Origin of the sequence: Simplicispira suum (assembly GCF_003008595.1) — a bacterium.
Classification (GTDB): Bacteria; Pseudomonadota; Gammaproteobacteria; order Burkholderiales; family Burkholderiaceae_C; genus Simplicispira; species Simplicispira suum.
This window is the reverse complement of the sequence record NZ_CP027669.1, coordinates 807,428-831,945: the sequence shown is the minus strand read 5'-3', so window position 1 is coordinate 831,945 and position 24,518 is coordinate 807,428. Positions and strand designations below refer to the sequence as shown.

22 protein-coding genes and 1 pseudogene are annotated in these 24,518 nt (G+C 63.2%); 10 read left to right on the top strand and 13 right to left on the bottom strand.

The features are described from left to right. Nucleotides 1–22: 22 nt before the first annotated feature. A complete protein-coding gene (gene proB, locus C6571_RS03950; RefSeq protein ID WP_106445539.1) occupies nt 23–1,171 on the top strand; it encodes a glutamate 5-kinase in 1,149 nt (382 codons plus the stop codon). 33 nt (nt 1,172–1,204) lie between these two features. Here the strand turns inward: proB and C6571_RS03945 are convergent, their stop codons facing one another. Then, entirely contained in the window at nt 1,205–1,891 is a 687-nt protein-coding gene (locus C6571_RS03945) for an RNA pyrophosphohydrolase (RefSeq protein ID WP_106445538.1), read from the bottom strand. 90 nt (nt 1,892–1,981) lie between these two features. Here C6571_RS03945 and C6571_RS03940 point away from each other — a divergent pair, with 90 nt between their 5' ends. Continuing rightward, a complete protein-coding gene (locus tag C6571_RS03940; RefSeq protein ID WP_106445537.1) occupies nt 1,982–3,727 on the top strand; it encodes a proline--tRNA ligase in 1,746 nt (581 codons plus the stop codon). Next, the gene (locus C6571_RS03935; RefSeq protein ID WP_106445536.1) at nt 3,724–4,368 is read left to right on the top strand and encodes a lytic transglycosylase domain-containing protein; all 645 of its coding nucleotides are present in this window, start codon (nt 3,724–3,726) and stop codon (nt 4,366–4,368) included. Before C6571_RS03940 ends, C6571_RS03935 begins: the two co-directional genes overlap by 4 nt. Here C6571_RS03935 and paeA read toward each other — a convergent pair whose 3' ends face one another. The 5 genes from paeA to hemA form a co-directional block, all read right to left on the bottom strand. Then, a complete protein-coding gene (gene paeA, locus C6571_RS03930; protein WP_106445535.1) occupies nt 4,369–5,676 on the bottom strand; it encodes a polyamine export protein PaeA in 1,308 nt (435 codons plus the stop codon). It abuts the gene before it with no gap. A gap of 114 nt (nt 5,677–5,790) precedes the next feature. Next, nucleotides 5,791–6,108, bottom strand: coding sequence for a Grx4 family monothiol glutaredoxin (grxD, locus tag C6571_RS03925; protein WP_106445534.1), 318 nt, complete (start codon nt 6,106–6,108; stop codon nt 5,791–5,793). Between the two features lie 50 nt (nt 6,109–6,158). Continuing rightward, nucleotides 6,159–7,001 (bottom strand): peptide chain release factor N(5)-glutamine methyltransferase, encoded by an 843-nt coding sequence (gene prmC / locus C6571_RS03920; RefSeq protein WP_106445533.1) that lies wholly within the window; start codon nt 6,999–7,001, stop codon nt 6,159–6,161. An 84-nt stretch (nt 7,002–7,085) separates the two neighbouring features. After that, entirely contained in the window at nt 7,086–8,195 is a 1,110-nt protein-coding gene (prfA, locus tag C6571_RS03915; protein ID WP_106445532.1) for a peptide chain release factor 1, read from the bottom strand. Between the two features lie 57 nt (nt 8,196–8,252). After that, nucleotides 8,253–9,551: a glutamyl-tRNA reductase gene (gene hemA, locus C6571_RS03910; RefSeq protein WP_106445531.1), complete on the bottom strand. Its 1,299-nt coding sequence runs from the start codon at nt 9,549–9,551 to the stop codon at nt 8,253–8,255. Between the two features lie 72 nt (nt 9,552–9,623). Between hemA and C6571_RS03905 the strand changes: the two are divergent. Next, nucleotides 9,624–9,901: pseudogene (locus C6571_RS03905) on the top strand (hypothetical protein). Between the two features lie 12 nt (nt 9,902–9,913). Here the strand turns inward: C6571_RS03905 and ugpQ are convergent. The 5 genes from ugpQ to ugpB all read right to left on the bottom strand — a co-directional run bounded on the left by ugpQ (nt 9,914) and on the right by ugpB (nt 15,018). Next, nucleotides 9,914–10,660, bottom strand: a complete 747-nt coding sequence (gene ugpQ / locus C6571_RS03900) for a glycerophosphodiester phosphodiesterase (protein WP_106445530.1) — start codon at nt 10,658–10,660, stop codon at nt 9,914–9,916. Then, nucleotides 10,657–11,679 (bottom strand): sn-glycerol-3-phosphate import ATP-binding protein UgpC, encoded by a 1,023-nt coding sequence (locus C6571_RS03895; RefSeq protein ID WP_106445529.1) that lies wholly within the window; start codon nt 11,677–11,679, stop codon nt 10,657–10,659. The genes ugpQ and C6571_RS03895 overlap by 4 nt, the downstream gene beginning before the upstream one ends. A 62-nt stretch (nt 11,680–11,741) precedes the next feature. Then, a complete protein-coding gene (gene ugpE / locus C6571_RS03890; RefSeq protein WP_106445528.1) occupies nt 11,742–12,593 on the bottom strand; it encodes a sn-glycerol-3-phosphate ABC transporter permease UgpE in 852 nt (283 codons plus the stop codon). A 142-nt stretch (nt 12,594–12,735) separates the two neighbouring features. Next, nucleotides 12,736–13,617, bottom strand: a complete 882-nt coding sequence (gene ugpA / locus C6571_RS03885; RefSeq protein ID WP_106445527.1) for a sn-glycerol-3-phosphate ABC transporter permease UgpA — start codon at nt 13,615–13,617, stop codon at nt 12,736–12,738. A gap of 90 nt (nt 13,618–13,707) precedes the next feature. After that, nucleotides 13,708–15,018 (bottom strand): sn-glycerol-3-phosphate ABC transporter substrate-binding protein UgpB, encoded by a 1,311-nt coding sequence (ugpB, locus tag C6571_RS03880; protein ID WP_106445526.1) that lies wholly within the window; start codon nt 15,016–15,018, stop codon nt 13,708–13,710. A gap of 249 nt (nt 15,019–15,267) precedes the next feature. Here ugpB and serA point away from each other — a divergent pair, with 249 nt between their 5' ends. The 3 genes from serA to C6571_RS03865 all read left to right on the top strand — a co-directional run bounded on the left by serA (nt 15,268) and on the right by C6571_RS03865 (nt 21,012). Then, the gene (serA, locus tag C6571_RS03875) at nt 15,268–16,506 is read left to right on the top strand and encodes a phosphoglycerate dehydrogenase (protein WP_106445525.1); all 1,239 of its coding nucleotides are present in this window, start codon (nt 15,268–15,270) and stop codon (nt 16,504–16,506) included. A gap of 142 nt (nt 16,507–16,648) precedes the next feature. Then, nucleotides 16,649–20,560: a DUF3683 domain-containing protein gene (locus C6571_RS03870; protein ID WP_106445524.1), complete on the top strand. Its 3,912-nt coding sequence runs from the start codon at nt 16,649–16,651 to the stop codon at nt 20,558–20,560. Continuing rightward, complete coding sequence (locus C6571_RS03865) at nt 20,557–21,012, top strand: HIT family protein (RefSeq protein WP_106445523.1); 456 nt, start codon at nt 20,557–20,559, stop codon at nt 21,010–21,012. The genes C6571_RS03870 and C6571_RS03865 overlap by 4 nt, the downstream gene beginning before the upstream one ends. A 24-nt stretch (nt 21,013–21,036) precedes the next feature. Here the strand turns inward: C6571_RS03865 and C6571_RS03860 are convergent, their stop codons facing one another. Continuing rightward, nucleotides 21,037–21,447 (bottom strand): DUF3995 domain-containing protein, encoded by a 411-nt coding sequence (locus tag C6571_RS03860; protein WP_106445522.1) that lies wholly within the window; start codon nt 21,445–21,447, stop codon nt 21,037–21,039. Between the two features lie 57 nt (nt 21,448–21,504). Beyond that, on the bottom strand, nt 21,505–21,942 hold the full coding sequence (locus tag C6571_RS03855; RefSeq protein WP_106445521.1) for a DUF1801 domain-containing protein: 438 nt from the start codon (nt 21,940–21,942) through the stop codon (nt 21,505–21,507). 235 nt (nt 21,943–22,177) lie between these two features. On the opposite strand from C6571_RS03855, the gene C6571_RS03850 reads away from it, so the two are divergent. The 3 genes from C6571_RS03850 to C6571_RS03840 all read left to right on the top strand — a co-directional run bounded on the left by C6571_RS03850 (nt 22,178) and on the right by C6571_RS03840 (nt 24,504). Next, on the top strand, nt 22,178–22,615 hold the full coding sequence (locus C6571_RS03850; RefSeq protein WP_106445520.1) for a gamma-butyrobetaine hydroxylase family protein: 438 nt from the start codon (nt 22,178–22,180) through the stop codon (nt 22,613–22,615). Between the two features lie 153 nt (nt 22,616–22,768). After that, nucleotides 22,769–23,500 (top strand): bifunctional demethylmenaquinone methyltransferase/2-methoxy-6-polyprenyl-1,4-benzoquinol methylase UbiE, encoded by a 732-nt coding sequence (gene ubiE / locus C6571_RS03845; RefSeq protein WP_106445519.1) that lies wholly within the window; start codon nt 22,769–22,771, stop codon nt 23,498–23,500. Between the two features lie 26 nt (nt 23,501–23,526). Then, on the top strand, nt 23,527–24,504 hold the full coding sequence (locus C6571_RS03840; RefSeq protein WP_106445518.1) for a Tim44 domain-containing protein: 978 nt from the start codon (nt 23,527–23,529) through the stop codon (nt 24,502–24,504). Nucleotides 24,505–24,518: the final 14 nt, after the last annotated feature.

Genomic DNA, 24,518 nt, shown 5'->3' with positions numbered 1-24,518 from the left:
AAAATAAGCGCTAGAGGCATAAATGGCGATTGAAAGTACCCAGATATTGCGCAGCGCGCGCCGTATCGTGGTCAAGGTGGGGTCCAGCCTGGTGACCAACGAAGGTCGGGGGCTGGACGCGCAGGCGATTGGCGAGTGGGCGCGCCAGTTGGCGGCGCTGGTCAACGGCGAGGCGGGAGCCAAGCGCGAGGTCATCATGGTCTCCAGCGGCGCCGTCGCCGAAGGAATGAAGCGCCTGGGCTGGAGCGTGCGCCCGCGCCAGGTGCATGAACTGCAGGCGGCTGCAGCTGTGGGCCAAATGGGCCTGGCGCAGATGTACGAGACCAAGCTGCGGGAAAACGGCATCGGCAGCGCGCAGGTGCTTCTCACCCACGCTGACTTGGCCGATCGCGAGCGCTACCTCAATGCGCGTTCCACGTTGCTGACCTTGTTGCGCCTGGGCGTCGTGCCAGTCATCAACGAAAACGACACCGTCGTGAACGACGAGATCAAGTTTGGCGACAACGACACCTTGGGCGCGCTGGTTGCCAACCTGGTGGAGGCCGACGTGCTGGTCATCCTGACCGATCAAAAGGGCCTTTTCACCGCAGACCCGCGACGTGATCCGCAGGCTCAGTTCGTGCATGAAGCGAAGGCGGGTGATCCGGCGCTTGAAACCATGGCAGGGGGTGCAGGCTCGAGCATTGGGCGCGGCGGCATGCTGACCAAAATCCTGGCCGCCAAGCGCGCCGCCGGTTCCGGCGCGTCCACCGTCATTGCCTGGGGACGCGAGAGCGATGTCTTGGTGCGACTGGCTGCCGGTGAAGCCATGGGCACGCTGCTGGTTTCGCAGACTGCAAAGAAGCAGGCGCGCAAGCAGTGGATGGCCGACCACCTGCAACTGCGCGGCGCGGTGAGCGTCGATGCCGGCGCGGCGGTCAAACTCTGCGCCGAAGGCAAGAGCCTGCTGCCTATTGGCATGACCGGTGTGGAAGGTGATTTCGCGCGCGGCGATGTCATTGCAGTGCATGACCCGCAAGGCCAGGAAATCGCACGGGGGCTTGCCAACTATGCAAGTGGCGAAGCCCGGCGCTTGTGCCGCAAGCCTTCCAGCGCGTTCGAGCAATTGCTGGGCTATGTCGCAGAGCCCGAGATGCTGCACCGCGACAACCTGGTGCTGACCGGGCGCTAAAGCAGCACTGTGCGCGGGTCGCGCAGCGCCCCATCAGCGTGGGCTGCCCGCCTGCGGCGTCCCGTCGTCTTGTGTCTCGTTGGGCGTGCTGCCACTGGCCGTTTGAGGATCGGGGTCGAAGCTGGCGCCCGGCGGCAGTTCCACCCCCGGATGCACCAGCATGGCGCCGCTTCGGTGCAGATGGCTGCTTGCAGGCTCGGCATCGCGCGCACGCATGCCGCTGCGCAGATAGCGGTTGCGTTGCTCGTTCCGAGGCACAAAGCGCGAGAGTTCCGTGAGCGCCATCTCGTAGACGCCGCGCTTGAACTCCACCACCACATCCAGCGGCACCCAGTACTCGTTCCAGCGCCAGGCGTCGAATTCCGGGTGGTTGGTGGCACGCAGGTTCAAATCCCAGTCGTGGCCCACCAATTGAAGCAGATACCAGATCTGCTTCTGCCCCTTGTAATGGCCCCGCGCGTCGCGGCGGATATACCGGTCAGGCACCTCGTAGCGCAACCAGTCCCGGGTTCGGGCTACCACGCGGACGTGGTTGGGGTGCAAGCCGACTTCTTCGTGGAGTTCCCGGAACATCGCCTGCTCGGGCGATTCGCCGCGGTCTATGCCGCCTTGCGGAAACTGCCAGCTGTGGGTGCGTATGCGCTTGCCCCAGAACACCTGGTTTCTCTGGTTGAGCAGGATGATGCCGACGTTCGGCCGAAAGCCGTCCCGGTCAAGCATAATCGAACCCCAAAATCTTAAAACTGCGTCCATTATGCACGGCACTTGCCTGCAGCGACGGCAAGCGCGCGCGCAGTCTGCAATGTTCCGATGAAAGCCTCCCAATTCTTTATTTCCACCCTCAAGGAAGCCCCCGCCGACGCTGAAGTTGCAAGCCACCAGCTCATGACCCGCGCCGGCCTGATCAAGAAGCTCGGTGCTGGTATTTACAGCTGGATGCCGATGGGGCTGCGGGTGATCCGCAAGATCGAAACAATCGTGCGCGAGGAGATGAACCACGCTGGCGCGGTGGAGCTTCTGATGCCCGTGGTGCAGCCGGCCGAGTTCTGGCAGGAAACGGACCGCTGGAACAAGATGGGGCCGGAGTTGATGCGTGTAAAAGACCGCCACGGTCGCGACTTCGTCATCCAACCCACCAGCGAAGAGGTTGTGACCGACATAGCGCGCCAGGAGCTGCGCAGCTACAAGCAGCTGCCGCGCAACCTTTATCACATCCAAACCAAGTTTCGCGATGAGCGGCGCCCGCGTTTCGGTGTGATGCGCAGCCGCGAATTCATCATGAAGGACGCGTACAGCTTTGACCGCGATCTGGATGCAGCCAAAATCAGCTACCAGGCGATGGCCAAAGCCTACCGAGCCATTTTCGACCGTTTCGGGCTGCGCTACCGCGCTGTCGCGGCCGACAGCGGTGCCATTGGCGGCGACCTGAGCGAGGAGTTCCAGGTGATCGCCGCTACCGGTGAGGACGCCATCGTCTACTGCCCCTCCAGCGACTACGCCGCCAACATGGAAAAGGCCGAGGCCCTGGCGCCCGCCGGACCGCGCCCTGCGGCGGCCCAACCCATGACCAAGACGCCCACGCCGGGCAAGGCCACCTGCGCCGATGTGGCTGCATTGCTGGGCGTGCCGCTGCAGAACACGGTGAAATCACTGGTGTTGGCCACCGACGAGACCAACGAGGCGGGCGAGATCATCCGCAGTCAGGTCTGGCTGCTGCTGCTGCGCGGCGACCACGACATGAACGAGATCAAGGTGGGCAAGGTGCCGGGCCTCGATGCAGGGTTCCGTTTCGCCACCTTGGGCGAAATCGAGGAGCACTTCGGTTGCAAGCCAGGCTACCTGGGCCCCATGGGGCTGAAGAAGCCTGTCAAGATCGTGGCAGATCGCGAAGTCGCGGTCATGGCCGACTGGATTTGCGGTGCCAACGAGCCCGACTTCCACATCACTGGCGTGAACTGGGGCCGCGACCTGCCTGAGCCCGATGCCGTGGCCGATCTGCGCAACATCGTCGAGGGCGATCGGTCGCCCGACGGCAAGGGCGTGCTGGCGGTCGAGCGCGGCATCGAGGTGGGCCACATCTTCGTGCTCGGCACCAAATACAGCGAAGACATGAACGCCACCTTTCTTGCGGAAGATGGCAAGCCTGCATTCTTTGAAATGGGCTGCTACGGCATCGGCATCACGCGCCTGCCGGCTGCTGCCATCGAGCAGAACCACGACGAGCGCGGCATCATCTGGCCGGACGCAATTGCTCCGTTCACGGTGGTGCTGTGCCCGATCACTCCGGAGCGTTTTCCTGAGGTAAAAGCCGCCGCCGAGCAGCTCTATGCGCAGTTGCTGGCCGCTGGCGTGGATGTCATCCTGGACGACCGCGGCGAGCGCCCCGGCGCCATGTTTGCCGACTGGGAATTGATTGGCGTGCCGCACCGCGTGACGATTGGCGACCGCGGCCTCAAGGACGGACTTGTCGAATACCAGCACCGGCGCGATACTGGTGCGACCAAAATAGCACTCACAGACATTCTGGCCCACCTGAAGGGTCGCCTGAGCCTATGAACGAGGGGATTTCGCGTCGCAGCTGCCTTGCCGCAGCGCTGCCTGCCATGGCGTCGCTGGGGTGGGCTGTGCCCGGCGTTGCGCATGCTGGCGGGCAACTCGAAGAACCTTTGATGGATTCGGTGCGCAGTGCGCTCAGTGCCGCTGTCGCTTTCGACGCGCCGCCTGAGCCCGACTTTGCAAGCACGCAGGAGCGCGTTCTGTACGTGCGCTGGCTGGCCACCATGAGCGACCGCCTGCGCCGGCGCAAGCTGGACTGGGAGGTGCGGCGCGATTTCCTGCAAACCCTTTGGTACGAAAGCCGCCGCGCGGGTCTGGACGTGTCTCTCGTGCTCGGTCTTGTGCAGGTCGAGAGCGCGTTTCGCAGATACGCCATCTCCAGCGCCGGTGCACGCGGCTACATGCAGGTGATGCCTTTCTGGACGCGGGTGATCGGCGATGGCGATCCTTCCAAGCTGTTTCACATGCAGACCAATTTGCGCTTTGGCTGCGTCATCTTGCGCCACTATCTGGACCGCGAGCGTGGTGATCTGTATATGACCCTGGGGCGTTACAACGGGAGTCGCGGTCGCTCGCCGTATCCCAATGCGGTGTTTGCAGCGCAGCGCAACTGGCAGTTCGACGGCCGTCTCACCGGCTGATCAGGCGTCGCCCAGAGGAGCGCTTGTCGGTACGACGCGCGAGACCATCACCTGATCGATGCGGTAGCTGTCTACATCCAGCACCTCGAATTTGTAACCGCCCCACAGCACGCTGTCGGTGCGGCGCGGCACGCGGCGCAGCATCACCATCAGAAAACCGGCCAGGGTTTCGTATTCCGAATCGTGCGGGAGTTCGTCCAGGCTGAGCGCATGGCACACGTCTTCGATGGGCGTGATGCCGTCGATCAGCCAGGAATCCTGGTCGCGCCGCACGATCTGCTCTTCGTCAAACGGCGACACCAGGTCGCCCATGACGGTGCTCATCACGTCGTTGAGCGTGACCACGCCCACCACCAGGCTGTATTCGTTGACGATGACAGCGAAATCCTCGTGCGCCTGCTGGAACTGCTCCAGCACTTCGGACAATGTGAGTCGATCAGGGACGATCAGCACCTTGCGTACCAGTGAGTCGTCGGCGAGCGAAATCGGCTGGTTGTTGAGCACGCGCTGAAACAGGTCTTTGGCGTCCACGTAGCCCACCACATGGTCGATGTCGCCTTCGCAGACCGGGTAGGTGGAAAACGGCTCGGCCGCAATGCGCAGGCGAATCACAGCATCCGCGTCGTCACGGCGAAAGAATGCCACGCGCTCGCGCTGCGACATGGCGCTGGAGACCGTGCGTGTATCGAGCTCGAACACGTTCGTGATGACTTGCTGCTCGCGCGCGGCCAGCACACCGGCGCGCGCTCCGGCCTCCATCATCGCCAGCACGTCGTCGGAGGTGACGCGCTCGTCGCGCAGAGAGGTCAGGCCCATCAGGCGAAACAGCGCGTCGGCCCCCCGGCTGTAGAACCACACCAGCGGCTTGAGCAGGGCCATGCACAGTGCCATGGGCCGCATCAGCCGCACCGCAATCGGCTCGGGATCCGCCATGCCAAGGCGCTTGGGCACCAGGTCGGCAAACAGGATGAAGAGCGAGGTCACCAGCAAGAATGAGCCGAAAAAGCCCAGGTTTTGTGCCGTTGTCGGGCTTAGCCAATTTTCGAAGAAGGCGCTGAACGTGGGGCTGAGCGCGGCCTCGCCGACGATGCCGCCCAGAATCGCCACTGCGTTCTGCCCAATCTGCACCACGGTGAAGTAGTCTCCCGGCTGCTCCTGCAGGCGCAGTACCCGGTCGGCACGCGGGTCACCATCGTCGGCCAATTGGCGCAGCCGCAGACGCCGTGAAGCGGCCAGAGAAATCTCGGCGGCGGAGAAGAAGGCGCTGGCAGCGATCAGAAGGGCGATGAAAAAAAGGTCTTGCAGCATGAAAACTTGGGCGCCGTGGGCGGGTGTCCGAGTTTAGAGGGCGCCCACAGCGTCTACTGCGCTGTGGGCGCAAAAAAACCGCCCGCAGGCGGTTTCGCTGACCGGCGCGGTCGCTCAGCGGTCCAGTGTCTGCTTGAGTTCACCCGACTCGTACATCTCCATCATGATGTCCGAGCCGCCGATGAATTCGCCTTTCACGTACAGCTGCGGAATCGTGGGCCACTGGCTGTAGTCCTTGATGCCCTGACGAATCTCGTCGTCGTCGAGTACGTTGACCGTGGTGATGTCCTTGGGATCGACTTCGCAGGCCTTCAGGATCTGGATGGCGCGGCCGGAAAAACCGCACATTGGAAAGCTGGCCGTGCCCTTCATGAACAAAAGGACGTTGCTGGATTTGACGAGGTCGTCGATGCGTTTCTGGGTGTCGCTCATGGGGGTTCCAAAAAATAAGGCCTGAGGAGGCTGGTGGGACGTGGGCGTGATTATTTCACTCTTGGCCACTGAGCGCCCGAGCAACGCCCTATGCCGGCCAGGTCATTGCGGGTTTGCACCGCCTCGAAGCCTTGGGCATGCAAGAGCGCGTGCACGGATTCGGCCTGGTCCCAGCCGTGCTCTAGCAGCAGCCAGCCGCCGGGAACGAGGTGGGTAGGGGCCGCAGCGGCAATGGCGCGCAGGTCGCGCAGGCCGTCGGCGCCCGCCACCAGGGCGGACAGAGGTTCGTGTCGCAAAGCGGGCAGATGCGGATCCTGCTCGGCAATGTAGGGCGGATTCGAGACGATCAGGCCAAAAGGGCCTTGCACCTTGCTGAACCAGTCGGACTGCAGGAATTGCACCGGCAGGCGCAGCCGCTCGGCATTGGCGCGGGCCACGTCCAACGCGTCTGCGCTGGCGTCCACAGCAAGCACGGCGGCATCTGGACGTGCATGCGAGAGCGCCAAGGCGATAGCGCCGCTCCCGGTACCCAGGTCCAGCACGCGGGGCGCTGACTGCCCGGCCAGGCAGTTCAGCGCCCAATCCACCAGGGTTTCGGTGTCCGGGCGGGGGTCGAGCACGCGTGCGTCCACCCGCAAGTCAAGGCCGTAGAAGCCCTTCTGGCCGGTGAGGTAGGCCACGGGCTCTCCGGCCGCCCGGCGCGCGCACAGGGTGGAAAACTGCTCCCATTGGGTGCCGGCCAGCGCATCGTCCCCATGGGCGATCAACCAGGCCCGTCCCGCGTCCGGCTGGCCCAGTACGTGCAGCAGCAGCCATTGGGCGTCGATGCGCTCCAGGCCCTGCGCCTGTGCCCAGACCAGCGCCAGAGTGACAGTGTTTGCTATAGTGTTCATAGCTTATAGCGCTTATGGATAAAGCGCTAGAGCCTTATTTCATTCAAATTTTTGGTGCCGCACGCGACCAATAGGCCTACAGGCCTATAGCGCACCGATCTCGAACTCTTCCAGCAGCTCGGCCTCGCGGGCGTGGGCGAGCGCCTGCAGCACGTCGCCCAGATCGCCCTCCATCACGTTCAGGAGCTTGTACAGCGTGAGGTTGATGCGGTGGTCGGTCAGGCGCCCTTGCGGGAAGTTGTAGGTGCGGATGCGATCGCTCCGGTCGCCGCTGCCGATCAGTCCCTTGCGCTCGGCCGCTTCCTTGGCAGCGCGCTCGCTGCGCTCTTTTTCCTGGATCCGTGCCTGCAGCACCTGCAGTGCCTTGGCCTTGTTGGCATGCTGGCTGCGGCCGTCCTGGCACTCGGCGACGATGCCTGTGGGCAGGTGTACGACGCGCACGGCCGAGTCGGTCTTGTTGATGTGCTGGCCACCGGCGCCGCTGGCGCGGAAGGTGTCGATGCGCAGGTCCGCCGGGTTGAGTTGGATGGCCTCACGCTCGTCCGGCTCGGGCATCACGGCGACGGTGCAGGCGCTGGTGTGGATGCGGCCCTGGGTTTCGGTGACGGGCACGCGCTGCACGCGGTGGCCACCCGACTCGAAGCGAAGCGCGCCATAGACGCCCGCGCCGCCGGGGCCACTGCCGTCGGGACCTTCAATGCGCAGCACGATTTCCTTGTAGCCGCCCAGCTCGGCCGCGTGTTCGCTGACCACTTCGACCCGCCAGCCGACGTTGGCGGCGTAGCGGGTGTACATGCGGGCGAGGTCGCCAGCAAACAGTGCTGATTCGTCGCCGCCCGTGCCGGCGCGGATCTCGACAAAGGCATTGCGCGCGTCGTCCGGGTCCTTGGGCAGCAGCAGGCGCTGCAGTTCATTCTCCAGCTCCGGCAAATCGGCCTCGCCGGAAGCGATTTCTTCCTGCGCCAACTCGGCCATTTCGGGGTCATCCAGCAACTCGCGTGCGGCGGCCAGATCGGCTTCAAGCTGCCGGTAGCGCGCGTAGCGGCCCGCTACCTGGGTGACTTCTGCGTGTTCACGCGAGAGCGTACGGTACTGAGCCATGTCGGACATGATGTCCTCGCGCGAGAGCAGGAAGTCGAGTTCCTCCATGCGCCGTGCATAGCGTTCGAGCTGGTTCCTGAGAAATGTTTGCATGCGCGAAAGATGGTTTAGCTACCAGAAGAGTAGCTAGAGAAGTAGGCTGAACCAGCGCTACAAGGGATTTTTGCTTTGCGAACGCAAAAACAGGCGCGATGCGGTGCGCGCCGTTTGATCGCGCGCCTCGGCGTCGCTGGCGCGCAGCTCGGCCATGGTGCCGTGCAGCATTTTGCGGGAAAGCCCGCGTGAGAGGGCTTCGAGCACTGCGTCCACATCCTCGCCGCGGGCCAGCCGGCGGCGGGCGCGGGCCATTTCGATGGCGCGCCACTGGTCGGTCTGCTCCTGAATCTGCCGGATCAGCGGTACCACGCCATGCTGCGGGTCGCGCTGGTCCATCCAGTGCATGAAGCTCTGCACGCCGGCGTCGATGATCACTTCGGCCTGCTCGACGGCGGCCTGGCGGCTGGCCTGCGCTGTTTGCACCACGCTGGCCAGATCGTCCACCGTGTAGAGGTACACGTCGCGCAGGGCTTTGACTTCGGGCTCGATGTCGCGCGGCACGGCCAGATCGACCATGAACATGGGGCGGTGGCGGCGTTTTTTCAGCGCCCGCTCGACAGCACCCAGGCCCACGATGGGCAGCGTGCTGGCGGTACAGCTGACGACGATGTCGAATTCGTGCAGGCGCTCGGGCAGGTCGGCCAAGCGCAGCACCTCGGCGCCGAAGCGCGCGGCCAAGCGCTCGCCGCGCTCCAGCGTGCGGTTGGCAATGGCGATGGATTGCGGGTTGCGCGCGGCGAAATGTGTGGCGGTCAGCTCAACCATTTCGCCGGCACCGATGAAAAGCACCTTGGTTTCGCCCAGGTCTTCGAAGATCTGGCTCGCCAGGCGCACGGCGGCGGCGGCCATGCTGATGCTGTGGGCGCCGATTTCGGTAGAGGTGCGAACTTCCTTGGCGACGGCAAAGCTGCGCTGGAAGAGTTGGTTGAGCGTGGAGCCCAGCGCACCGGCGCTCTCGGCAGCGCGCACCGCGTCTTTCATCTGCCCCAGAATTTGCGGCTCGCCCAGCACCATGGAGTCGAGCCCGCTGGCCACGCGGAAGGCGTGGCGGGCGGCCGGGCCGTCTTCCAGCACATAGGAGTGCGAGCGCAACAGGTCGGTGCTGACGCCCCCGCTTTGCGCCAACCAACCCAGGGTGTGGTCCAGCGCCATGGGGTCACCGGCACAATACACCTCGGTGCGGTTGCAGGTGGAAATGATGGCCGATTCGATGCCGCGATGCGGATGAGAGGCCCCCAAGGCCGTGCGCAAACCGTGCAGCGTCGGGGCAATTTGATCGAGCGCAAACGCAAAACGACCGCGCAAATCGATTGGCGCGGTGTTGTGGTTGATGCCCAAGGCCCAGACAGACATTGCCCGATTATAAAATCGCTGGCTCTTCAACGCCTATCGGTCTATGCAACAGCCTTGACTTGCGTCATTTTTATGGACTTTTTGTCGGCCCTGAACCATCTGCTCAACTTTCTTGCCCCTGCGCTGGCCGTGCCGCTGTTGCTGTGGCTGCCCGCGCGGCTGGTGCTGGGCCGGCCCGCCGCTGCGCCGCGCTGGTGGCTGCAGTGGCTGGCGCAGGCAGGCGTTGGCACGTGCGTGCTTCTGGGGGGCTGGTGCTGCTCGGGCGCGACGGCAAGATGCTGACCTATGCCGCCTTGGTGCTGGCGTGCGCGAGCTGCCAGTGGCTGCTGCAGCGCGGCTGGCGCCGCTGATCGTCCTGCACTTCAGGCTGCTGGGCTGAACAGATCCACGCGGTCGGTGATGATGCCGTCGGTGCCCAGTGCCAGCAGCGCATCGGCCGCCGTGGTGTCGTTGACCGTGTAGCTCAGCGCGCGCAGTCCCTGGGCGTGCGCCTGCGCCACGAGCGCAGCGTCCCAAAGCGTGTAACGGCAGATCAGTGCCACACAACCGAGCTCCTGGGCCTGGTCGAAGCAGCCTTCCCTCAGGCTGTCGAGCAGCAGGGCACGGGGCAGTTTGGGCGCTGCATCCCGGGCTTGCGCTAGCGATTCGGGGCGGAAAGACGAGAGCAGCGGCGCGCAGGCCGCATCTCTCCAGAACCGCTCGGCGTGTTCGGCCACCACGCGGCCGGTTTCTTCCTCTTGCCCAGGTGTGGGCTTGATCTCGATGTTCAGATGCAGATGGTTGGCTAGGCAGAAGCGCGCCACGTTTTCCAGCGTGGGCAGGGGCTCGCCGGCCCAGGCCCGCCCCAGCCAGCTGCCGGCGTCGTATTGCGCAAGCTGGGCGTAGTCTTGCTCGCCCGCCATACCGCTGCCGTTGGTGGTGCGCTCCAGCGTGCTGTCGTGCAGCAGGAAGGGCAGGCCGTCGGCGCTCAGCTTGGCGTCGCACTCGAACATGCGGTAGCCGTACTGCGCGCCCAGGCGAAAGGCCGCCAAGGTGTTTTCGGGGGCCAGTTTGCCGGCGCCTCGGTGGGCGATCCAGCGCGGGTAGGGCCAAGTGGGCAGAGCAGTCATGGAGTTGGGTCTGGAATGCGCTTGCCGCTGGCGGCGTCGAAAGCGTGGACGCGGCCGGCGCGTGGCGTCACATGAATGTGGCTTCCGGGCGCGGGTGCGTGGCTGCCTTCTTCCACGCGCACAATCAGCCCTTCGCCATTGAGGCGACCGTAGATCAGGCGCTCTGCGCCCAGCAGTTCCACGGTATCGACTTCCAGATCCCAGCCGCCTTCGGGAGTGACGTCCAAGTGCTCGGGCCGGATGCCCAGAAGCGTGCCGGGGCGCACGCCCGGCGCGCGCTCAAGAAGGTTCATTGGCGGCGAGCCGATAAAGCTGGCAACGAAGGTGCTTGCCGGGCGGTGATACACCTCTTCGGGCGTGCCGAACTGTTCCATGTTGCCGGCGTTCATGACGATCATGCGCTGGGCCAGCGTCATCGCTTCGATCTGGTCGTGCGTGACAAACAGGCTGGTGATGCCCAGCTCGCGGTGCAGCTTCTGGATCTCCAGCCGGGTCTGCGCGCGCAGCTTGGCGTCCAGGTTGGAGAGCGGTTCGTCAAACAAAAACACCTGGGGCTGGCGTACGATGGCGCGGCCCATGGCAACGCGCTGGCGCTGGCCCCCGGAGAGTTCGCGCGGCTTTCTCTCGAGCAGGTGACCCAGCTCCAGGATTTTCGCCGCCTTGTCCACGCGGGTCTTGATTTCGTCCTTTGGCACCTTGGCGATCTTGAGGCCGTAGGCCATGTTGTCGAACACGCTCATGTGCGGGTACAGCGCGTAGTTCTGGAACACCATGGCGATGTCGCGTTTGGCGGGTTCCAGGTTGTTCACCACCTTGTCGCCAATGAGAATTTCGCCGCCGGTCACTTCCTCCAGCCCCGCGACCATGCGCAGGAGCGTGGATTTGCCACAGCCTGATGGTCCGACGATGACGACAAATTCGCGGTCCTGGATTTCGGCATTGACGCCGTGAATGACCTGGTTGGCCTTGGGCCCGATGCCGTAGCGTTTGACGATATTGCGCAGAGTGATGGATGCCATTTTGCTATCTATTTTGAAGCTGCTTGCGCTTTATTAATAAGCGCTAGAGGCCAATTTGACCATTATTTTTCGGTATCGACCAAGCCCTTGACGAACCACTTCTGCATGAGCACGACGACAAAGGCCGGCGGCAGCATGGCAAGAATCGCGGTGGCCATGACGATGTTCCAGTCATTCGCGGCGTCGCCCCCGGCAATCATGCGTTTGATGCCGATCACCACCGGGTACATGTCTTCGCTGGTGGTGGCCAGCAGCGGCCACAGATACTGGTTCCAGCCGTAGATGAACTGGATGACGAACAGCGCGGCGATCGAGGTGCTCGACAGCGGTACCAGTACGTCCTTGAAGAAGCGCATGGGGCCCGCGCCGTCCATGCGTGCCGCTTCCACCAGCTCGTCGGGCACGGTCAGGAAAAACTGCCGGAACAGGAAGGTGGCCGTCGCCGAGGCAATCAGCGGCACGGTCAGGCCCGCGTAGCTGTTGAGCATGCCCAGGTCGGACACCACCTGGTAGGTCGGGCCGATGCGCACTTCGACGGGCAGCATCAAGGTCACGAAGATGGCCCAGAAGCAGAGCATCTTGAACGGGAAGCGGAAGTACACCACCGCAAACGCCGACAACAGCGAGATGGAGATCTTGCCCACGGTAATGACCATGGCCGTGACAAAACTGACCCACATCATGCGGGCCACGGGTGCGGTGGAGCCGGCGCCATCCCCGCCCCCGAAGAGCGCGGTCTTGTAGGTTTCCCACAGATTGCCGCCGGGCAGCAAAGGCATGGGTGCCTGCACGATGTCCTGCGCTGTGTGGCTGGAAGCGACAAACGCCAGGTACAGCGGAAAGGCGACGATGGCCACGCCCAGCCACATCACGGCGTGCGAGATCACATCTAAAAGGGGGTTACGTTCAACCATGGGGGGGTTTCATTGTTGTGGGCCAAGGCTGTGACCACTATTTTCGGAGCGCGCTGCACTACCAGCACCACCGCAGAACTGGCTTTGCCAGGCCGCTGGTGGTGTCCCCTTTGGGGAAGGCGCGAAGTCACGTTGGGGGGAGTCAATAGTTCACTTTCTTTTCGACGTAGCGAAACTGCACCACGGTGAGCGCAATGACGATGACCATCAGCACCACCGACTGCGCGGCCGAGCCGCCCAGGTCCAGTGCCTTGAAGCCGTCGTAATACACCTTGTAGACCAGGATGGCCGTATCGCGCCCTGGACCACCTTGCGTCGTGGCGTCCACGATGGCAAAGGTGTCAAAGAAGGCGTACACCATGTTGATCACCAAGAGGAAGAAGGTGGTTGGCGTGAGCAATGGGAACTGGATGCTCCAGAAGCGCCGCCATGGGCCCGCGCCGTCCATCGATGCAGCTTCGATGAGCGATTTGGGAATGGATTGCAAGCCCGCCAGGAAAAACAGGAAGTTGTAGGAAATTTGCTTCCACACGGCCGCCATGACGATCAGCGTCAGTGCGTGCGTCGAGTTGAGCAAATGGTTCCAGTGAATGCCGACATGCTCCAGCGCGTAGGCCACCACACCCAGCGTCGGCGAAAACATGAACAGCCAGAGCACGCCGGCGACCGCAGGAGCGACGGCGTACGGAAGAATCAAAAAGGTCTTGTAGACCATGGCCCCGCGCACGACGCGATCGGCAAAAACGGCCAGAATCAACGAGATGCTGATGCCCAGCGTAGCCACCAGCAGCGAGAACCAGGCCGTGGTCTTGAACGATTCCAGATAGGCCGAATCGCTGAACAACTGGCGGAAATTCTGCATTCCCACCCATTCGACGGAGGTGCCGAACGGATCTTGCACCTGCAGCGACTGAACCAGGGCCTGGCTGGCGGGCCAGAAAAAGAACACGATGATCACCGCCAACTGAGGGGTCAGCAACGCCCATGGCAGCCAGCTTGAGCGAAAAAGGACGCGTTTTTCCATGAATCCGGTGTCAATGCAGCGACCCGCCGTGCTGCGGCTTGCAGTGCGGCGGGTCGCAAAGGGTGGAAGCGGGCGCGAACGCCCACTGGCTTAGGACTTGTTGGCCTTCTGGAAGCGTTCGAGCTGCTCGTTGCCGCGCTGGATGGCGGTGTCCAGTGCTTCTTTGGCGCTCTTCTTGCCGGCCCAGATTTGCTCGGTTTCCTCGTCAATGATGGTGCGGATCTGGTTGAAGTTGCCCAGGCGGATGCCGCGCGACTTGTCGGTGGTCTTGCGGATCATCTGCGTCACAGCGACGTCGGTACCAGGCTTTTCCTTGTAGAAGCCCGATTTTTCGGTCAACTCGAAAGCCGCCATGGTAATGGGCAGGTAGCCGGTGCGCTTGTGGCTGGCGGACTGCACTTCGGCATTCGAGAGGAACGAGAAGAAGTCCGCCACTCCCTTGTAGTGCGCTGGTGGCTTGCCCGACATCACCCACAGGCTGGCGCCGCCGATGATGGTGTTTTGCGGCGCACCTTCCACGTCGGGGTAGTAAGGCAGCTGGCTGATGCCGTAGGCGAACTTGGCTTCCTTGCTGACGCGGGCGTACAGACCCGACGAGCCGGTGATCATGGCGCATTCACCCGAGGGGAACGAGACGTCCGCCGCGTTGGCGCGGCCCTTGTAGACGAACAGACCCTGCTTGGCCATGTTGGACAAATTGTCGAAGTGGCGCAGGTGCAGCGGTGAGTTGAACGCCAAACGCGCATCCGTGCCGCCAAAGCCATTGTTTTTGGTGGCAAACAAGGTGTTGTGCCAGGTGGAGAAACTCTCCAGCTGCGTCCAGCTGATCCAGCTGGTAGTGAACGGGCATTTTTCGCCATTGGCCTTGAGCTTGGCGGCCGCTGCAACGACTTCGGGCCAGGTGGTGGGCGCTTTCTCGGGGTCGAGACCGGCCGCCTTGAACTTGTCCTTGTTGTAGTAAAAGATCGTCGTCGAGCTGTTGAACGGGAAGCTCAACATCTGCCCATTGGGCGCAGTGTAGTAGCCCGCAACCGCAGGAATGTAGGCCTTGGGGTCGAATTTGACCTTGGCCTGCTTCATCACTTCGCCCACAGGCACGATGGCCGTTTTGGCTGCCATCATGGTGGCCGTTCCCACTTCGTACACCTGCAGGATGTCCGGTGCATTGCCGGCGCGGAACGCGGCAATGGCGGCGGTCATGTTCTCGTCGTAGGTGCCCTTGAAGGTGGGCACGACTTTGTATTCGGTCTGGCTGGCGTTGTACTGTTTGGCCAGATCGTTGACCCACTCGCCCAGCGGCCCGCTCATCGCGTGCCACCATTGAATCTCGGTCTGTGCCTGGGCTGTAGTGCTGGCCATGGCGGCCAAGGCGGCGCAGGCGGCGAGCGATCGGTATTTCATGAAATGGACTCCTTGCTGAAGTGAAAACGCTGATCCTGGCTTGTTTTTGTGACCACTGTGTGTCGCAACCCAGCACCATAGAGCTTTTTAACCAGCGTTTGCTTGTTGGAATAAGCGGGTTAACCCCGTACGCGTGTCTCGCATATTCCCTGGATGCAGGTAGTGCCAGCCGTTCAACGGCTTGGATGTTGCGCCGCAACATGGTACGGTTCCGGCTTCTTTTCACTTGCCGGCCTGACCCGTTGACCCATGAGCGCTGTTGCCCCCACCTCCCTTGATAAAAGCAAGATCAAATTCCTGTTGCTCGAAGGCCTGCACCCTTCGGCGCTAGAGGTGCTGCGCAGAGCCGGCTACGAGCAGATCGACGCAGTGTCGGGTGCCTTGCCGCAGGACCAGCTGATTGAGCGAATTCGCGACGTGCATTTCATCGGCATTCGCTCGCGCACCCAGCTGACGGCCGAGGTGCTGGAGCATGCCCACAAACTTGTCGCCATCGGGTGCTTCTGCATCGGAACCAACCAGGTGGACTTGAACGCAGCGCGCGAGCGCGGCATTGCGGTGTTCAACGCGCCGTATTCCAACACCCGCTCGGTGGCCGAACTGGTGCTGGCCGAGGCCATTTTGTTGCTGCGCGGCATTCCGGCGCGCAACGCAGCCGCGCACCGGGGCGGCTGGCTCAAGTCGGCCGACAAAGCGTTCGAGACGCGCGGCAAGACGCTGGGCATCGTCGGCTACGGCGCGATTGGCTCGCAGCTCTCGGTGTTGGCCGAGTCGCTCGGCATGCACGTGATCTTCCACGACGTGATTGCCAAGCTGCCGCTGGGCAACGCGCGCCAGGCCGCTGGGCTGACCGAACTGCTCGGTGCGAGCGACGTCATCAGCCTGCATGTGCCCGAGTTGCCATCCACCAAATGGATGATTGGCGCCGCAGAAATCGCTGCCATGAAGCCCGGCGCGGTCTTCATCAACGCCGCACGCGGGACGGTCGTGGAAATCGAGCCCCTGGCCGAGGCGGTACGCGCTGGCCGCCTGCTGGGCGCAGCGGTGGACGTGTTTCCGGTGGAGCCCCGCAGCAACAAGGATGAATTCGTCAGCCCTCTGCGCGGCTTGGACAACGTCATTCTCACCCCGCATATCGGTGGCTCCACCCTGGAGGCGCAGGCCAATATTGGCGTCGAGGTGGCGGAAAAGCTGGTGCGCTACAGCGACAACGGAACTTCGATCAGTTCGGTCAACTTTCCTGAAGTGGCACTGCCGGCGCAAAAGGGCACGCACCGCATCCTGCACGTGCACCGCAATGTGCCGGGCGTGATGTCCGAGATCAACCGCGTCTTTGCCGAGAACCACATCAACGTGGCCGCCCAGTATCTGCAGACGAACGCCGCTATCGGCTATGTGGTGATGGATATCGACGCCGCATCGTCCGAGCTGGCACTGCAAAAGCTCCAGCAGGTGCCCAATACGCTGCGCTGCCGCGTGCTGTTCTGAAGCTCCGGACGAGGGCGCGCCGAGAGCTGACTCTAAAGGGGGGTGAAGCGCAGAAGGCGCCAACCGGCGCAGCGTCTCTAAAATCGCGGGTTCCCGGGCGCCTGTGTGCCCCAGGCCGCCCACCCACCCCAGGTTCCCACGAATGAATGCTCCCACCGCGTTGGCCACCTTGATGGCGCAACCCGCTCAGCCTCTGCGCCTGCGCGAAATTCCCTACAACTACACCAGCTTCTCCGACCGCGAGATCGTCATCCGCCTGCTGGGCAGCCGCGCCTGGGACACGCTGTTGCAACTGCGCCAGGAACGCGACACCGGCCGCTCGGCGCGCATGCTCTATGAGGTGCTGGGTGATATCTGGGTGGTGCAGCGCAACCCTTATCTGCAGGACGACCTGCTGGGCAGCCGCGAGCGGCGCAAGCAGCTGGTGCAGGCGCTCGACCACCGTCTGGGCGAAGTGCACAAGCGCCGCCAGCCCGACGTGGCGCCCGAGCGCGACGCACTGGTGGGCCAGCTGCTGGGCGCAGCCACGGCTGCCGTGCGGCGTTTCGACGCCTCGTTTGACGCCACCGCGCAGCTGCGCCGCGAAGCGCGCCGCACGCTCTCGCGCCTGACCGCCAAGGACAACATCAAGTTCGACGCGCTCTCGCGCGTCAGCCATGTGACCGACGCAACCGACTGGCGCGTCGAATACCCGTTTGTTGTGCTGACCCCCGACACCGAAGCCGAAATGGCCGGCCTGGTCAAGGGCTGCATTGAACTGGGCCTGACCATCATTGCGCGCGGCGGCGGCACCGGCTACACCGGCGGCGCGATTCCGCTGACCGACAAGAGCGCCGTCATCAACACCGAAAAGCTCGAAGCCATGACGGCCGTCGAGATGCGCAAGCTGCCCGGCGTTGAGGGTGAAGTGGCCACGGTCTGGACCGAGGCGGGGGTTGTCACCCAGCGCGTCGCCGACGCGGCCGACGCCGCAGGCTATGTGTTTGCCGTGGACCCGACCAGCGCCGAAGCGTCATGCGTGGGCGGTAACGTGGCCATGAACGCCGGCGGCAAGAAGGCGGTGCTGTGGGGCACGGCGCTGGACAACCTGGCCAGCTGGCGCATGGTGACGCCGGACGCGCAGTGGCTCGAAGTGACGCGTGTGGGCCACAACCTGGGCAAGATCCACGACGCGGAAATGGCCAGCTTCGAGCTCGAATACTTTGAAGCCGACGGCAAGACGCGCGTGCGCAGCGACCGGCTCGACATCCCCGGCAAGCGCTTTCGCACCGAAGGCCTGGGCAAGGACGTGACCGACAAGTTCCTCTCGGGCCTGCCGGGAATCCAGAAAGAAGGTTGCGACGGCTTGATTACCAGCTGCCGCTGGATCGTGCACCGCATGCCGGCGCACACGCGCACCGTGTGCCTGGAATTTTTCGGCAATGCCAAGGATGCCGTGCCCAGCATCGTCGAGATCAAGGACTTCATGTTCGCCGAGCAAAAGCGCTCAGGCGTGGTGCTGGCGGGTCTGGAGCATCTGGACGACCGCTACCTCAAGGCGGTGGGCTACGCCACCAAATCCAAGCGGCCCGGTTTGCCCAAGATGGTGCTGTTTGGTGACATTGCCGGCGACGATCAGGATGCCGTGGCCCGCGTCACCAGCGAAGTGGTGCGCATTGCCAACTCGCGCAGCGGCGAAGGCTTCATTGCCATCAGCCCGGATGCGCGCAAGAAGTTCTGGGCCGACCGCAAGCGCACCGCGGCCATCAGCCGCCACACCAACGCCTTCAAGATCAACGAAGACGTGGTGATTCCGCTGCCGCGCATGGCCGAGTACACCGACGGCATCGAGCGCATCAACATCGAGTTGTCGCTGCAGAACAAGCTGGCGCTGTGCGATGCGCTGGAAGACTTCTTTGCCCGCGGCAAGCTGCCGCTGGGCACGGCAGGCTTTGAGTCGGGCGACGCGCTGTCGCCAGAAATGCTGCAGGAGCGCGTGAACGAGGCGCTGGATGTGGTGCAGCAAGCGCGTACCTTGTGGGCCGCCTGGCTACGGGATGCCGATGTGCTGTTCCCGCAGTTGCAAGACCATAGTCTGCGCGCCAGCTGGAAAACGCAAATCCTCGCGCCCCTGCGCGGCATTTTTGCCGGCGACGCGCTCGCACCGCTGCTGCTCGAATGCGTCACCATTCACCAGCGCGTGCTCAAGGGCCGCGTCTGGGTGGCTTTGCACATGCACGCCGGCGATGGCAACGTGCACACCAACATCCCGGTCAACAGTGACGACTACGCCATGCTGCAGACCGCGCACGCCGCCGTGGGGCGCATCATGCGGCTGGCGCGCAGCCTGGGCGGGGTGATTTCGGGCGAGCACGGCATCGGCATCACCAAGCTCGAATACCTGAGCGACGAAGAACTCGCACCCTTTGCCGACTACAAGCAGCGTGTGGACCCGCAGGGCCGGTTCAACAAGGGCAAGTTGCTACGAAATAAAGAGCTGCTAACGCAATCAGGACAAGCGCTAGAGGCCGATTTGGCATCAAATGTTCGCTTTGCCGACCTGACGCACGCCTACACCCCGAGCTTTGGCCTGATGGGGCACGAATCGCTGATCATGCAGCAGAGCGACATTGGCGCCATTGCCGATTCGGTCAAGGACTGTCTGCGCTGCGGCAAGTGCAAACCGGTCTGCGCCACGCATGTGCCGCGCGCCAACCTGCTCTACTCGCCGCGCAACAAAATCCTCGCCACCTCGCTGCTGGTCGAGGCCTTTTTGTACGAAGAGCAGACGCGCCGCGGTGTCAGCATCCGGCATTGGCAGGAGTTTGAAGACGTGGCGGATCACTGCACCGTCTGCCACAAATGCCTTTCGCCGTGCCCGGTGAAGATCGACTTTGGCGACGTGACGATGAACATGCGCAACCTGCTGCGCAAGATGGGCAAGAAGAGCTGGCGCCCCGGCAACGCGCTGGCCATGACCATGCTCAACGCCACCAGCCCCGAGAAAATCAAGCTGCTGCGCGCCGGCATGGTGGGCGTGGGCTTCAAGGTGCAGCGCATGGCCGTCGATCTGCTGCGCAAGGTGAGCCGCAAGCAGACCGCGCACCCTCCGGCCACCGTGGGAGCGGCGCCCATCAAAGAGCAGGTGATTCACTTCATCAACAAGAAGCTGCCCGGCGGCCTGCCGAACAAGACGGCGCGCGCGCTGCTCGACATCGAAGACAAGGACTACGTCCCCATCATCCGCGACCCGCAGTCCACCACGGCCAGCAGCGAGGCGGTGTTCTACTTTCCCGGTTGCGGCTCCGAGCGGCTGTTCAGCCAGGTGGGTCTGGCCACGCAGGCCATGCTCTGGCACGCCGGTGTGCAGACGGTGCTGCCGCCCGGCTACCTGTGCTGCGGCTACCCGCAGCGCGGCAGCGGCCAGTTCGACAAGGCCGAGAAGATGATCACCGACAACCGGGTGCTGTTCCACCGCGTGGCGACGACGCTGAACTACCTGGACATCAAAACCGTGGTGGTCAGTTGCGGCACCTGCTACGACCAGCTGCAGGGCTACCAGTTCGACAAAATCTTCCCCGGCAGCCGCATCATCGACATCCACGAATACCTGCTGGAAAAGGGCATCACCTTGCCCGGCGGGCAGGGCGGCTACCTGTACCACGAGCCCTGCCACAACCCCATGAAGCTGGGCGACTCGATGAAAACGGTGCGCGCGCTGGTGGGCGACAACGTGATGAAGAGTGATCGCTGCTGCGGCGAGTCCGGCACGCTGGGCGTCACGCGCCCCGACATTTCCACGCAGGTGCGCTTTCGCAAGGAAGAAGAAATCAAGAAGGGCGAGGCAGCGCTGCGCGCCAGTGGCAGCGTGGCACCGCAGGCCAACGTGAAGATTCTCACCAGCTGCCCGAGTTGCCTGCAAGGCCTCAAGCGCTACGAAGACGACCTCCAGAACGGCCTGCTGGAGGCCGACTACATCGTGATTGAAATGGCCAAACAAATTCTGGGCGAGAACTGGCTGCCCGAGTACGTGCAGCGCGCCAACAGTGGCGGTATCGAAAGGGTGTTGGTATGAGCAAATCGTCTTTTGGCTGTGCGCTGTGCGCGCAGGATGGCGGCGACCTGGTATGGCGCAGCGACAAGCTGCGGGTGGTGCATGTCGAGGAGGACGGCTTCCCAGGCTACTACCGTGTCATCTGGAACGCGCATGTCGCCGAACTCTCCGCGCTCTCGCCCGAAGAACGCGCCGAATGCATGGGCGCAGTGGTCTGCGTCGAGCGCTCACTCATCGAGCACCTTAAGCCCGCCAAGGTCAACCTCGCCGCCCTGGGCAACCAGGTGCCGCACTTGCACTGGCACGTGATTGCACGGTTTGACTGGGACACGCATTTCCCGAATGCCATCTGGGGCGAGCCGCAGCGCCCCAGAGACCATGACAGGGAAGCTGCAGTCGGCGCACTCCTTGACGTGGTCAACGCACAGATACGGGGGTATCTGGCCAAGGGCGAAACGCCCCAAGAGAAGTAACGGGCAGAGCGGCGCAAAATCTGTTCAAGACGCAGCGACAGCAAAAAATGCGCTCGCGATGAGCAGGCAGGCGGGGCAATACAGCCAACTGTCCCACAGGGCAAAGTCGGTTCCACGAATGCGTTTGAAGAAACCCACCAGCCGGAAATCGCCTATCGCCCGCAGGACGAAGAGCACACCAATGCCAATGCTGGCCCAGTGGGCAGGTGAGCCAGGAAACGACGAGAAAAGAAAGAATCCTCGAAGGATGGCGATGCCGGCGGCGCATGCCAAGGCTACGGCCACGACCGTTGTCAGCAAGCGCGAGGGTGTGAAAGCAGGTTTTCCCTCGATCTCTGGAATGGCCAGCCGCTTCGCCCATAGGCCACCGGCAGCCCAGTAGAAGTGCAAGCCTGAAAGACCAAGCAATGCGCAGGCCAGAAGGACAGGGATCATGACGCAATGCTACTTTCTTGGCGCTGTGCCCTCAAGCGCTGCCGGAGCCCTTTCAGCTTACGAAACCCGTCCTGATTTTGTCTTCTTGAGCGATGCATTGAGTTCCACCGCAGCACGGATGAGGGCCTTGAATGCGGTGGCCTCTACCTCAACGCCCTCGAAAATGTCGATTGCGCGCCGAGTGCTTCCCTCCATGCTGGCATTGAAGAGGCTCGCTGGGTCGCGCAGAGAGGCGCCTTTTGCGAACGTCAGTTTGAGCTTGTCTTTGTAGGTTTCGCCGGTGCAGATGATTCCGCCATGCGACCAGACAGGCACGCCCCGCATTGCATTCGAGGGCTTTCTCCACTTCACCTCCTCCACGATGTGGGGGTCAGCCTCCTGGATCAGCGCGCGGATTCTGCACAGCGCCTCAAAGCGCCAGTCTGCAGGCGCAGTGCCTTTCTCGTTCACTGACTCAGATGCTGGCTGCTTGCTGGACGATTGCGAAGCTTTCATGGAACCTCTTTGTTGCGCACGAAATTCGCCAACAGGCAGAGGCTGATGGCAGCGTGGCGCGCACGCGCCTAGCCGACCGATGGGCGCTCATCGGTGCCGCGCTGCCAGGCCGCAGTCGGGTTGCGTGGATGCAAGATTGCGACATGCTGAGGCGTCTGAAGGCCCGCCTCCAGCTGTGGTCAAAAGCCAGTGGGACAATCTTCCATTATTCAACGTTTTCGTCAAAGGCAAACCCATGGCAGGCCTCAAACCCGGCGCCCCCACGCCCGAATCCATCACTGTTCACGGCCAGTCGCGCGTGTTGGAGGTGGTGTTTTCCGACGGCGCGCGCTTTCGCCTGCCGTTCGAGCTGATGCGCGTGTACTCGCCCTCGGCTGAGGTCATGGGCCATGGCCATGGGCAGGAGGTGCTGCAGACCGGCAAGCGTGAGGTGATTTTGTCGGCACTGGCGCCGGTAGGCAATTACGCCGTGCAGCCGACTTTCTCTGATGGCCACGACAGCGGAATTTTTTCCTGGGACTACCTCTACGAACTCGGTGCGCGCCAGGCCGAACTGTGGGCGGATTACGAGGCCCGGCTGGCCGCTGCCGGGGTGGACCGCGACGCCTCCATGGCCCCCAAAGGCGTGAGCAAGACCAAAAGCAAGACCACGCACGGCTGCGGTGGGCACTGATTCCATTGGAATGGTGGCAGATTTGCCACTGTTGCACTATTGATTTGGTAGCTGTTGGCGTAGTATTCGTAAGCGCTAGAGCGTTGTTTGGCTTAAATGTCTGATATCCCACGTATTTAAAGGGTTGTCACACAAGCAGCTAGCATTCACCCCATGAGTACCACGCATTTTGGTTTCCAGTCGGTCGACGAGCGCGACAAGGCGCGCCGCGTGCGCGGCGTTTTTGATTCGGTTGCGCCCCGCTACGACGTGATGAACGATTTGATGTCGGGTGGCCTGCACCGCGCCTGGAAGGCGTACACGGTGCTGGTCGCCAACCTGCAGGAGGGCCAGCGCGTGCTGGATATTGCGGGCGGCACGGGCGATCTGGCGCTGGCCTTTTCCAAGAAGGTGGGCGAGCGCGGCCAGGTGGTGCATACCGACATCAACGAAGCCATGCTGCGCACCGGGCGCGACCGCCTGATTGACGCCGGGGTGGTCCTGCCGACCACCGTCTGCGACGCCGAGCAACTGCCGTTCCCCGACGGACATTTCGATCTGGTCAGCGTGGCCTTTGGTCTGCGCAACATGACGCACAAGGACTTGGCCCTGGCCGAGATGTGCCGCGTTCTCAAGCCGGGCGGCAAGCTCCTGGTGCTCGAGTTTTCCAAGGTGGCGAAGCCGCTGGCCAAGGTGTACGACTGGTACTCCTTCAACATCCTGCCGCGCATTGGGCAGTTGGTAGCGGGCGATGCCGACAGTTACAGATATCTGGCCGAATCCATCCGCATGCACCCGGATCAGCAGGCGCTCAAAGCACTGATGCACAAGGCCGGGTTTGGCCATGTCGATTGCCACAACATGACAGCCGGCGTGGTTGCCCTGCATGTCGGAATCAAATGTTGATATGTACGCGCTTTAAGGAGATTGCCATGAAGAAATTCCTCCCGGTCTTGATGGCCCTGATGCTGCTCCTGTCGTTTTCCGAGGCAGAAGCCCGGCGCATGGGGGGCGGCAAGTCCTTTGGTCGCCAGTCGAGCAACGTGACGCAGCGCCAGGCGACCCCGCCGGCGGCAGCGCCCGGTGCGCCGGCTCAGAACGCTGCTGCGGCCCGCCCAGGCACGCCGCCAGCCGCCGCCGCACCCAAGCGGCCCTGGGGCGCCATGCTGGGCGGTCTGGCTGCCGGTCTGGGCTTGGCCTGGCTGGCCAGTTCGCTGGGTCTGGGCGCCGGTTTTGGCCAGGTGCTGATGCTTCTGCTGTTTGGCCTGGCGGCGTTTGCGCTGTTTCGCATGCTGCGCTCGCGCAGCAAGAGCGCTGCGTCGCCTTTTGCCTTTCAGGGTGCGGGGGGCGCGGCTCCGGCCAATGCACCACTGGCCCGCGAATACAGCCCCGACAAGGTGGGCAACGATGCATCGGCGCGGCCGTGGGAACGCAGCAGCCTGGCGTTTGACGCTCAGCGCAATGCGGCCAGCAGCAATGGTTCAATCATTGGCTCGGCGTTGGCGGGATCGCAAAACTGGGGCGTGCCCGAAGGCTTTGACACGGCGGGTTTTCTGGAAGCTGCCAAGCGCAACTTCATCACGCTGCAATCTGCCTGGGATCGCTCTGACATCGCTACCCTGCGCTCGATGATGACCGACAGCATGGTCGACGAAATTCGCGGTCAGCTTACCGAGCGTGAAGACCACCGTGGCGCCCAGCCCAACCACACCGATGTGGTCATGCTTGAGGCCCAGCTTTTGGGTATCGAAGAGCTGGATGGCGCCTACATGGCCAGCGTGGAATTCTCCGGAATGATCCGCGAAGAGCCCTCGGCCGGCCCAAGCCCTTTCCGCGAGGTCTGGAACATGACCAAACCCAGCAGCGGCGCAAGCGGCTGGCTGGTGGCCGGCGTTCAGGCGCTGCAATAAGGCGCGCGCGTGGT

What these genes read in the sequence shown, in the direction of transcription:
- C6571_RS03895 (WP_106445529.1), bottom strand. Translation starts at nt 11,679, where the DNA reads ATGGCATCCATCACTCTGCGCAATATCGTCAAACGCTACGGCATCGGG.
- C6571_RS03870 (WP_106445524.1), top strand. Translation starts at nt 16,649, where the DNA reads ATGAATGCTCCCACCGCGTTGGCCACCTTGATGGCGCAACCCGCTCAG.
- prfA (WP_106445532.1), bottom strand. Translation starts at nt 8,195, where the DNA reads ATGCAAACATTTCTCAGGAACCAGCTCGAACGCTATGCACGGCGCATG.
- C6571_RS03860 (WP_106445522.1), bottom strand. Translation starts at nt 21,447, where the DNA reads ATGATCCCTGTCCTTCTGGCCTGCGCATTGCTTGGTCTTTCAGGCTTG.
- C6571_RS03935 (WP_106445536.1), top strand. Translation starts at nt 3,724, where the DNA reads ATGAACGAGGGGATTTCGCGTCGCAGCTGCCTTGCCGCAGCGCTGCCT.
- serA (WP_106445525.1), top strand. Translation starts at nt 15,268, where the DNA reads ATGAGCGCTGTTGCCCCCACCTCCCTTGATAAAAGCAAGATCAAATTC.
- hemA (WP_106445531.1), bottom strand. Translation starts at nt 9,551, where the DNA reads ATGTCTGTCTGGGCCTTGGGCATCAACCACAACACCGCGCCAATCGAT.
- C6571_RS03940 (WP_106445537.1), top strand. Translation starts at nt 1,982, where the DNA reads ATGAAAGCCTCCCAATTCTTTATTTCCACCCTCAAGGAAGCCCCCGCC.
- ugpA (WP_106445527.1), bottom strand. Translation starts at nt 13,617, where the DNA reads ATGGAAAAACGCGTCCTTTTTCGCTCAAGCTGGCTGCCATGGGCGTTG.
- ugpE (WP_106445528.1), bottom strand. Translation starts at nt 12,593, where the DNA reads ATGGTTGAACGTAACCCCCTTTTAGATGTGATCTCGCACGCCGTGATG.
- C6571_RS03840 (WP_106445518.1), top strand. Translation starts at nt 23,527, where the DNA reads ATGAAGAAATTCCTCCCGGTCTTGATGGCCCTGATGCTGCTCCTGTCG.
- proB (WP_106445539.1), top strand. Translation starts at nt 23, where the DNA reads ATGGCGATTGAAAGTACCCAGATATTGCGCAGCGCGCGCCGTATCGTG.
- ugpQ (WP_106445530.1), bottom strand. Translation starts at nt 10,660, where the DNA reads ATGACTGCTCTGCCCACTTGGCCCTACCCGCGCTGGATCGCCCACCGA.
- C6571_RS03945 (WP_106445538.1), bottom strand. Translation starts at nt 1,891, where the DNA reads ATGCTTGACCGGGACGGCTTTCGGCCGAACGTCGGCATCATCCTGCTC.
- C6571_RS03855 (WP_106445521.1), bottom strand. Translation starts at nt 21,942, where the DNA reads ATGAAAGCTTCGCAATCGTCCAGCAAGCAGCCAGCATCTGAGTCAGTG.
- C6571_RS03850 (WP_106445520.1), top strand. Translation starts at nt 22,178, where the DNA reads ATGGCAGGCCTCAAACCCGGCGCCCCCACGCCCGAATCCATCACTGTT.
- grxD (WP_106445534.1), bottom strand. Translation starts at nt 6,108, where the DNA reads ATGAGCGACACCCAGAAACGCATCGACGACCTCGTCAAATCCAGCAAC.
- C6571_RS03865 (WP_106445523.1), top strand. Translation starts at nt 20,557, where the DNA reads ATGAGCAAATCGTCTTTTGGCTGTGCGCTGTGCGCGCAGGATGGCGGC.
- paeA (WP_106445535.1), bottom strand. Translation starts at nt 5,676, where the DNA reads ATGCTGCAAGACCTTTTTTTCATCGCCCTTCTGATCGCTGCCAGCGCC.
- ubiE (WP_106445519.1), top strand. Translation starts at nt 22,769, where the DNA reads ATGAGTACCACGCATTTTGGTTTCCAGTCGGTCGACGAGCGCGACAAG.
- prmC (WP_106445533.1), bottom strand. Translation starts at nt 7,001, where the DNA reads ATGAACACTATAGCAAACACTGTCACTCTGGCGCTGGTCTGGGCACAG.
- ugpB (WP_106445526.1), bottom strand. Translation starts at nt 15,018, where the DNA reads ATGAAATACCGATCGCTCGCCGCCTGCGCCGCCTTGGCCGCCATGGCC.